Below are 9,008 nucleotides of genomic sequence, written 5' to 3'. Positions count from 1 at the left end.
CCGCTGTAAACCCGTCGGGTGAATACCCGGCGGCATGGACGACCAGCAGTAAGGGAATTATGTGAAGCGAAGCAGTCCGCTGTCACCGCTGTTGCTGGGAGCCTTCGGGCTCCTGGCCCTGAACTTCCACCCGGTTGCCCAGGCAGCCGATGATATAGACCCCCACCTGCGCCAGATCGGGCCGTCGCTGCTACGCGATGCGCCCGAAGCGGTGCCCGCCCGCCCCCCCATCGGCATGGCCCCGGTCGCCAGTGGCGAACGGCTGAGCCTTACCGACGCGGTGCTGCAGGCAGCGCAATGGCACCCGAGCATCGCTGAGGCCATCGGCAACCTTTACAAGCAGGGCGAAGGCATCAACGTCGCCCGTGCGGGGTATTACCCACAGATTTCCGGCGGTATCCGCACCGGTTATGACACCGGCTATGGCGGCGACCGCAATAGCCAGGCCCTGAACCTGTCGCTCAAGCAAATGCTCTATGACTTCGGCAAGGTCGACAGCGCCGTCAACGCGGCCCAGGCTGCCGCCGCCCGGGCCCAGGCCAATATCCTGCTGGTGGTCGACGACCTGGCCCGCGACACAGCCTATGCCTGGATCGAGACCCGCCGCTACGAGCAACTGATGACGATTGCCCGCGACCAGATTCGCGGCGTGGGCGACATTGCCGGCATGGCCCGCCAGCGCAGCGACATGGGCGCCAGCACCCGTTCCGACGTGGTACAGGCCGAGTCCCGCGTGGAAAGCGCCCGTGCCACCCTGGAGGAGTACCAGTCGCAGTACGAGCGCTGGCGCTCGACCCTGGCGGCGCTGATGGGTCGCGTTACCCCTCCGGCACTGGCCGAGGGCTCACCCGCCGAGCTGGACCAGGCCTGCAAGCGCCCTGCACAGGGTGATGATCGCCTGCCCGCCGTGCTGATGGCCCTGGCCCAGCGCGCACAGGGCCAGGCCGAGCTGGCCCAGGCCAAGGCGGAGGCCTACCCTACCCTGTCGTTGCAACCGCAGGTCAATCATTACCTGGACGACGACTACAACCGCGATAACGCACGGCTGGACCGCACCCAGGCGGGCATCTACCTGAACGTCGAAGTTCCCATCTACCAAGGGGGCTCCATCAGCGCCCGCACCCGCGCTGCCGGCCACGCGCTGACCGCCGCCGACTCCGCCGAAGACGCCGCACGGCTGCAGGCGCGTCGGGGCCTGGCGGAGGCCAAGGCGCAAACCTCCGGGCTGGGCCGCCGGCTGACTTCGCTGGAAGCCCGCCAGGTCAGCATCCAGGAGGCACGCATGCTCTACGGGCGTCAGTACCTGGACCTAGGGACACGGCCACTGCTCGACCTGCTCAACGCCGAGCAGGAGATCTACCAGTCACGCTTCGAACTTGCCGGCACCCGCTCCGATCTGCTGCGCCTGGATGTCGACTGCCTGTACAACACCGGCGCCCTGCGCACGGCCTTTGGCCTTGAGGGGCGCAACCTGCAAGGTGTGGAGATCCAGCCATGAGTGATTCGATCGATGTGACCCTGCCCAACCAGGCGCCCGCGCCGGAGCAGGCCGCCGCCCACCGGCCAGACCTTGGCCCCTGGCTTGAGGTGATGTTGCAGGTGGCACACCACTACCGCCTGGACGTATCACCCCAGCGTATTCGCCTGGCCGCTGCGGAGGATGCCCGCCCGTTGAATGAAATCCTCCGCCACATGGCACGTCAGGCGGGGCTGGCATTGCGCTTCGTGCACTTCGATGCCAAGGGCCTGCGGCAATGGCGCACGCCGCTGGTGCTGGAGCTGGACGATGGGCAGCTGGCGGTGGTCGAGTCGGTGACCGAAGAGGACGACCTGGCAGTGGTGTTCGCCGGTGACCAGGGCCTGACTTCGCGCCTGCCCCGCGACACCCTCAAAGGCCGTATCAGCCGCGTGGCCCTGCTGCGCCCGGCCCGGCCACTGCGCGATGTGCGCACCGACGACTACACCGCGCCTTACGACCGCCACTGGTTCGCCCGCATCGTACTGCGTGACTTGCGCCCTTATGGGCAGGTGATGATCGCTTCACTGGTGGCCAACGTGCTGGCGCTGGCCGGCGTGCTGTTCTCGATGCAGGTGTACGACCGAGTGATACCGGCCGAATCCCTACCCACTCTCTACGTCCTGTTTGGCGGTGTGGTGTTGGCACTGGTGTTCGACTTCAGCATGCGCCTGCTGCGGCTAAAGGTGACCGACCTGCTCGGCAAGCGCGCCGACCTGCGGGTGAGCGACCTGGTCTACGGCCATGCCCTGCGCCTGCGCAACTCGGTGCGGCCCAAGTCCACCGGCTCGTTCATCTCGCAGTTGCGCGAGCTGGAGTCGATCCGCGACCTGATCACGTCCAGCACCGCGACGGTGCTGGCCGACCTGCCGTTCTTCCTGCTGTTCCTGTTCGTGTTCTGGCTGATCGGCGGCGTACTGGTGTTCATCCCGCTGGTCGCGCTGCTGGCCATGGTGCTGCCCGGGTTGCTTGCACAAAGGCGCCTGGCACGGTTGGCCAATGCCTCGATGCGTGAGTCGGCGCTGCGCAACGCCATGCTGGTGGAAAGTATCCAGGGCCTGGACGAGATCAAGGCACTGCAGGCAGAGGCACGCTTCGAACGGCAGTGGAACCAGTACAACGCGGCCTGCGCGCACACCAACCTGCGCCTGCGCACCCTCACCAACGGCCTGGTGACCTGGACGCAGAACGTGCAGGGTGCCGTGTTTGCCGTGGTCATCGTGATCGGCGCTCCCATGGTCATCGCCGGCGACCTCACCACGGGTAGCCTGGTGGCGGCATCCATGCTTTCATCGCGAATGATGGCGCCGTTGGCCCAACTGACCCATGTGCTGACCCGCTGGCAGCAGGCCAAGGTCGCGCTGCAAGGCCTGGACAAGCTGATGCAGTCGCCGGTCGATCACCCCGAAGGCGAAGCCCGCGTGCACCTGCCGGCCATTCACGGCGAGTACCGCCTGCGCCAGGCCAACTTCCGCTACAGCGAAGACTACCCGCCAGTGCTGAACATTGGCCGGCTGGATATCCAGCCGGGCGAGCGCATTGCCGTGCTGGGCCGCAACGGCGCCGGCAAATCAACCTTGCTGCAGGCGCTGGGTGGGGCCATGGATCTGGTGCAGGGCGAGATCAGCCTGGACGGCATCGCCATGGCCCACCTCGACCCTGCTGACCTGCGCCGTGACGTCGGCCTGCTGCCGCAGTACGCGAGGCTGTTCCACGGCACCCTGCGGGAAAACCTCACCCTCGGTGCCGGCCAGGCCAGCGACCAGGAACTGGTGGCCGCGCTGGCCGCCACTGGCGCACTGGACTTCGTCCGCCGCCTGCCCAAGGGCATGGACCACTTGATCCTCGAAGGAGGCCTGGGCTTGTCTGGCGGCCAGCGCCAAGCCCTGGTGCTGTCGCGCCTGCTGGTACGCCAGCCGCAGGTGCTGTTGCTGGACGAGCCGACCGCGTCGCTGGACGACATGACCGAGCGCAAGCTGCTGGATAACCTGGAGCGCTTCTGTCAGGGCCGTACACTGGTGATCGCAACCCATCGCCTGAGTGTTCTGCAGCGGGTCGACCGCATCCTGGTGCTGGACGCCGGGCGCATCGTCATCGATGACGCGCGCGATGCCGCGCTGGCCAAACTGCAGGGAGCCCAGGCATGAGCAACCATGAACTCCCGGCTTCCTACCTGGACGGGCAGGACGACCAGGCGGTATTCCGCGCCGGCCGCATCATCACCCTCTGCGCGCTGATGCTGGCGGCGTTCCTGGCCTGGGCGGCCTGGTTCGAGGTGACCGAGGTATCCACCGGCACAGGCAAGGTCATTCCAAGTTCGCGAGAGCAGGTCATTCAGTCGTTCGAGGGCGGTATCGTCGCGCAGATGAGCGTGGCCGAAGGTGACCTGGTCGAGCGCGGCCAGGTGCTGGCCCAGCTCGACCCGACCAAGACGGCTTCCAGCGTGGGTGAAAGCGAGGCCAAGTACCGCGCTGCCAGGGCCAGCCAGGCCCGCCTGCAGGCAGAGGTGACCGGCAAGCCACTGACCTTCCCGGAGAGCCTGCGCGACTCTCCTGACCTGATCGATGCCGAAACCGCGTTGTACCAGACCCGCCGCCGCGGCCTGGAACAGACCCTGGCGGGTATTCAGGACTCGTTGCAGCTGGTGCGCAGCGAGCTGAAGATCACCGAGAACCTGGCAAAGATGGGTGCCTCCAGCCGGGTTGAAGTGATCCGCCTGAACCGCCAGCGTTCCGAGTTGGAACTCAAGGCCAACGAGGCACGCTCGGACTATCTGGTGCGCGCCCGGGAAGAACTGGCCAAGGCCAGCGCCGAAGCGGACGCCCTGTCGGAAGTGATCCGCGGACGCAGCGACTCGCTCACCCGCCTGACCCTGCGCTCGCCGGTGCGCGGCATCGTGAAGGACATCGAGGTCAACACCCTGGGTGGCGTGGTGCAGCCCGGTGGCCAGGTGATGAAGATCGTGCCGATGGACGAACGCCTGCTGATCGAAACCCGCATCGCGCCACGGGACATCGCCTTCATTCACCCCGACCAGGCGGCCAAGGTCAAGATCAGTGCCTATGACTACTCGGTATACGGCGGGCTGGATGGCAAGGTGGTAGGCATCTCGCCGGATACCCTGCAGGACGAGGTCAAACCGGAAATCTACTACTACCGCGTGTTCATCCGCACCGAACAGGACAGCTTGCAAAACAAGGCCGGCAAGCGTTTTGCGATCGTGCCAGGGATGATTGCCACGGTGGATATCCGAACGGGCGAGAAAACCATCCTCGATTACCTGATCAAGCCGCTGAACCGGGCCAAGGAGGCCCTGCGTGAACGCTGATCCAGGCATTCCTGGGTTCTGTGCAAAATGCCTAAAGCCCAACCCAAACAGGCCGATAACCGGTTATCCCCTGCTCCTCACCGAAGGTCACCATGGCCACGCAAAATGCCCGCGCGGATTCGCTATCCCTGCTGCTGTTCACCCTGCGCAGCGGCAAGCTGATGGCAATCAACCTGCTCAAGGTCAGCGAGATCATCCCCTGCCCGCCGCTGACCAAGCTGCCTGAGTCGCACCCCCACGTAAAAGGTGTGGCAACCCTGCGCGGCCACTCGCTGTCGGTCATCGACCTGTCCCGCGCCATTGGCGAACAGCCACTGGTCGACCCGCAGGGTGGCTGCCTGATCGTTACCGAGATCAGCCGCTCGCGCCAAGGCCTGCATGTACAGGCGGTCAGCCGCATCGTGCATTGCCTGAGCACCGACATCAAACCGCCGCCCTACGCCTCGGGCACCCGCTCGTTCATCACCGGTGTGACGCGCGTCGACAACACCCTGGTGCAGGTGCTGGACATCGAAAAAGTCATACACGCCATCGCCCCGCCCGTCGCCGAGCCAGTGCACAGCAGCTTGAACGAAGAAGATGCCAGCCTGCTGGCCGCCGCCAATATCCTGGTGGTGGACGACAGCCAGGTGGCCTTGCAGCAGTCGGTGCACACCCTGCGCAACCTCGGTATCGAATGCCACACCGCGCGCAGCGCCAAAGACGCCATCAACGTGCTGCTGGAGCTGCAAGGCACCGCGCAGGAGATCAACATCATCGTCTCCGACATCGAAATGAGCGAAATGGACGGCTACGCCTTCACCCGCACGCTGCGTGAAACCCCTGACTTCCAGCACCTGTACGTGCTGCTGCACACCTCACTGGACAGTGCCATGAGCAGTGAAAAGGCGACCCAGGCCGGGGCCAATGCCATCCTTACCAAGTTCTCCTCGCCAGAGCTGACCGATTGTCTGGTGGTGGCTGCGCGCACCGTGGTGTTCGCCGAGCACTGATATATTCAGCGACAAACTCCCCGGCTTGCCGCCGGGGGTGACTCGGGCATAATTCGCGCCCCTCGCAAGAAAATTGCCGGAATCGCGTATGAAGCTTCTCAGCTCTATCTTGATCAGCTGTGCCCTCTTCAGCGGTATTGCCCAGGCCTCCAGTAGTCAGGCCTGGAACGAGCAGCGCCAGCAGATGCTCAAGGCCTGCCTGACCGCAAGCCAGTTCAAGAACGCCCACGCTCGCGGCAAGCCCGCCGAGTTCGATGACCAGGCAGGCATGAGTGCCCTGCTGATCGAAGGCGTCTACCCACAAAAGCACATGCAGCAGCGCACCGGCACCGAGCTGTGTCTGTACGATCGCCAGCACCAGCGTGCCTTTGTCAGCGAGTGGAGCCCGGAAGCCAAGTGACCGACCGCTTACGTTTCGGCTGTACCGGCTGCGGCAAATGCTGTACCGGCCACCATGTGCCACTGACGCTGGCCGAAGCGCGTCGCTGGGCGGAGGATGCCGGCCAGGTGGTGGTACTGATCGAGGCCTTCGTCGTGGACGGCCCCGGCATGCCGCTGGAGCAGCGTGACCATGTGCTGCGACGCTCCCACCCGGTGCATTGCGGCGAGGGCGAGGCACGCGTCTCGGTGACCTTTGCTGCATTCAACCCCGGACGTTGCCGTAACCTCGACGCCAACGACCTCTGCACCATCTATGAGCAGCGCCCACTGGTCTGTCGCATCTATCCGGTAGAAATCAACCCGCATATTCCCCTGCGGCCAGACAGCAAGGACTGCCCGCCGGAGGCCTGGCAACAGGGGCCGGAGCTGATTCACGGCACGCAACTGGTCGATGTGGAACTGCAGGCGCTGGTACAGGCTTCGCGCCAGGCCGACCGCGATGACATTGCCGCCAAGGTGGCGGTGTGCCAGGCATTGGGCATGACGACCAGTGCGCTCAAGGGTAACGGTTTTACCGCCTACTTGCCGGATATGGGGGCGTTTGCTGCGGCGCTGGCGCAGGTACAGGGGAATGAAGGGGCGCAGTGGACCTTGCATGTGCAGGATGAAGCGCTGACGGCAAGCTTGCAGGCACTGGGTTTGCGCACAACCCATGAAACCCCGGTTTATTACGCCTTTATCGGTTTCTAGCCTGCCAAGGCGGCGCCCTGTGCAGGCGCCCTAGCACGGGGCTTTCGCCGAAAGCCCCGTTGTTCCACCCAATGATCGTTACCTTTTGCGCAACAGTGCTTATCGCACTTCGCTCTGTTTCGAGTGCACTGAAAGGACTAACTTTACCCCTGTCCTCATTAGCACTTGCACCGCAAGAAGGTAGTTTCAAATGTCCAACAGTATGGGTATTGCCAGCGTCTTCGTCCTGTCTTCCCTGTTGTTGTCGCCCCTGGCCATGGCCGAAGAATCCCCGGCATTCGTTGCCCGAAATGCAGAGATCGCGGCTGTCCATCAAGAAGCCCGTGACGCTGTAGCCGCAAACAAGGCCGATACCGTAAAAGATGCGAAACAGACAGCTTCCAAAGTCAGCGTCGATACCAGTGCCGACAGCTGATCACGCGCTGTCGCTACTCCCGTTTTCCCTTGGCTACGCCATGGGCACCCCCGGTGCCGATATGTTAGCCTTTTAAAGCCGCTGCCGATCAGCGGCTTTTTTTATGTGCTTTAACGCTCAGCCCGGCTGTAACGTGTCCCTATAAAAAAGACGCACATTCAAATATAAAAACTGCCCCACCGTCAGATCCAAGGAGCTAGTACCGGTGCCTTCCGCGTTTCGTTTTACCCCGCTTTTCATTGCGTTGACTGCAACGATCCCTTTCGCCGCCCAGGCAGATGAAGACAAGGCTGATGGCTTCATCGAAGGTTCGTCCTTCAACCTGCATTTTCGTAATGCCTACTTCAACCGCGACAACCACAACGCCGGCGTGCGCGACACCCGCGAGTGGGGCCAGGGCGCGGTAGCGCGTTTCGAGTCGGGCTACACCCCGGGTGTGGTCGGTTTTGGCCTGGATGCTCATGCCATGCTGGGCCTGAAGCTCGACGGCGGTGGCGGCCATGCCGGCACCAGCATCCTGCCCGAACACATCAAGGACGACGGCGAACTGGGCGCTGCCCCGCATTCGTTCTCCACTGCCGGTGCTGCAGTCAAGCTGAAAGCCTTCGACACCGAGCTGAAAGCCGGTGACCTGTTCCTCACCAACCCAGTGATCGCCGGCGGCGAAACGCGCATGTTGCCGCAAACCTTCCGCGGTGTAAGCCTGACCAACACCAGCATCGACGGCCTGTTGCTCGAAGGCGGCCAGGTCAGCTTCACCCACCCGTACAACCAAAGCGGCCATCGCCGCATCGACACCTACTACGGGTCACTGGACGAGCACGACAAGAGCAAGCACCTGAACTGGGCCGGCGCGTCGTGGAGCGGTACCGAGCACATCACCGCCAACCTGTACGCCGCCGAGCTGAAGGACATCTGGAACCAGTACTACGCGGACTTCGACTACACCTATGTGGTCAATGACCTGGTCAGCCTGAACCCGGGCGTGCACTTCTATCACACCCAGGACACCGGCCAGGCCCTGCTAGGCAAGATCGACAACAACACCTACAGCGTGCACTTTACCGTCAATGCAGGCTTCCACAGCGTCACCGCTGCCTACCAGCGAGTGAACGGCAACACGCCGTTCGACTACATCAACCTGGGCGACAGCGTGTACCTGGACAACTCGCGCATGTACTCGGACTTCAACGCGCCGAACGAGCGTTCGTGGAAACTGCAGTACGGCTATGACTTCGCCGGTGTCGGCGTGCCTGGTTTGTCCACCTCGCTGTCCTACTCGCGCGGCGAGGCTGACCTGACCAAGGCCACTCAGGACACCACTCACTACGACTACTACCGTGAAGATGGCAAGAACGCCATGCACTGGGAGCGCGACCTGGACGTGAAATACGTATTCCAGGAAGGTGACCTCAAGGACCTGTCGGTGCTGGTACGCTATGCCACCCACCGCGGCAGCCAGGGTTATGCGTCGATCGACAGCAACAGCGACAACGATGAACTGCGGGTAATCGTCGATTACCCACTGAACGTGTTCTGATCTTTTGCTGCCAGTGTAGGAGCGGTTACCCGCGAAGAAGGCTTCGCCGGTGTTCGCGGGTAAACCCGCTCCTACAAGGGTCCACG

8 protein-coding genes are annotated in these 9,008 nt (G+C 63.6%); all 8 read left to right on the top strand.

Features of this window, described 5'->3' with window-relative positions:
* Positions 1-61: 61 nt before the first annotated feature.
* The 8 genes from LU682_RS04340 to LU682_RS04305 all read left to right on the top strand — a co-directional run bounded on the left by LU682_RS04340 (position 62) and on the right by LU682_RS04305 (position 8,922).
* Positions 62-1,498, top strand: a complete 1,437-nt coding sequence (locus LU682_RS04340; RefSeq protein ID WP_010952041.1) for a TolC family outer membrane protein — start codon at positions 62-64, stop codon at positions 1,496-1,498.
* The gene (locus LU682_RS04335) at positions 1,495-3,663 is read left to right on the top strand and encodes a type I secretion system permease/ATPase (protein ID WP_010952040.1); all 2,169 of its coding nucleotides are present in this window, start codon (positions 1,495-1,497) and stop codon (positions 3,661-3,663) included. The genes LU682_RS04340 and LU682_RS04335 overlap by 4 nt, the downstream gene beginning before the upstream one ends.
* On the top strand, positions 3,660-4,844 hold the full coding sequence (locus LU682_RS04330) for an HlyD family type I secretion periplasmic adaptor subunit (RefSeq protein WP_010952039.1): 1,185 nt from the start codon (positions 3,660-3,662) through the stop codon (positions 4,842-4,844). The genes LU682_RS04335 and LU682_RS04330 overlap by 4 nt, the downstream gene beginning before the upstream one ends.
* A 92-nt stretch (positions 4,845-4,936) precedes the next feature.
* A complete protein-coding gene (locus tag LU682_RS04325; RefSeq protein WP_010952038.1) occupies positions 4,937-5,836 on the top strand; it encodes a chemotaxis protein in 900 nt (299 codons plus the stop codon).
* An 88-nt stretch (positions 5,837-5,924) separates the two neighbouring features.
* The gene (locus LU682_RS04320) at positions 5,925-6,236 is read left to right on the top strand and encodes a hypothetical protein (protein WP_021781735.1); all 312 of its coding nucleotides are present in this window, start codon (positions 5,925-5,927) and stop codon (positions 6,234-6,236) included.
* On the top strand, positions 6,233-6,967 hold the full coding sequence (locus LU682_RS04315; RefSeq protein WP_049586407.1) for a YkgJ family cysteine cluster protein: 735 nt from the start codon (positions 6,233-6,235) through the stop codon (positions 6,965-6,967). Before LU682_RS04320 ends, LU682_RS04315 begins: the two co-directional genes overlap by 4 nt.
* 190 nt (positions 6,968-7,157) lie before the next feature.
* Positions 7,158-7,382, top strand: coding sequence for a hypothetical protein (locus LU682_RS04310; RefSeq protein WP_049586405.1), 225 nt, complete (start codon positions 7,158-7,160; stop codon positions 7,380-7,382).
* Between the two features lie 205 nt (positions 7,383-7,587).
* Positions 7,588-8,922, top strand: a complete 1,335-nt coding sequence (locus LU682_RS04305; RefSeq protein WP_010952035.1) for an OprD family porin — start codon at positions 7,588-7,590, stop codon at positions 8,920-8,922.
* Positions 8,923-9,008: the final 86 nt, after the last annotated feature.

The sequence above is a fragment of the Pseudomonas alloputida genome, assembly GCF_021283545.2.
Classification (GTDB): Bacteria; Pseudomonadota; Gammaproteobacteria; order Pseudomonadales; family Pseudomonadaceae; genus Aquipseudomonas; species Aquipseudomonas alloputida.
The sequence above is the reverse complement of the archived record's forward strand: the minus strand, read 5'-3'. Positions and strand labels throughout refer to the sequence as shown.

Coding starts and splice junctions, on each gene's coding strand:
- LU682_RS04335 (WP_010952040.1), top strand. CDS start 1,495: ATGAGTGATTCGATCGATGTGACCCTGCCCAACCAGGCGCCCGCGCCG.
- LU682_RS04330 (WP_010952039.1), top strand. CDS start 3,660: ATGAGCAACCATGAACTCCCGGCTTCCTACCTGGACGGGCAGGACGAC.
- LU682_RS04325 (WP_010952038.1), top strand. CDS start 4,937: ATGGCCACGCAAAATGCCCGCGCGGATTCGCTATCCCTGCTGCTGTTC.
- LU682_RS04320 (WP_021781735.1), top strand. CDS start 5,925: ATGAAGCTTCTCAGCTCTATCTTGATCAGCTGTGCCCTCTTCAGCGGT.
- LU682_RS04310 (WP_049586405.1), top strand. CDS start 7,158: ATGTCCAACAGTATGGGTATTGCCAGCGTCTTCGTCCTGTCTTCCCTG.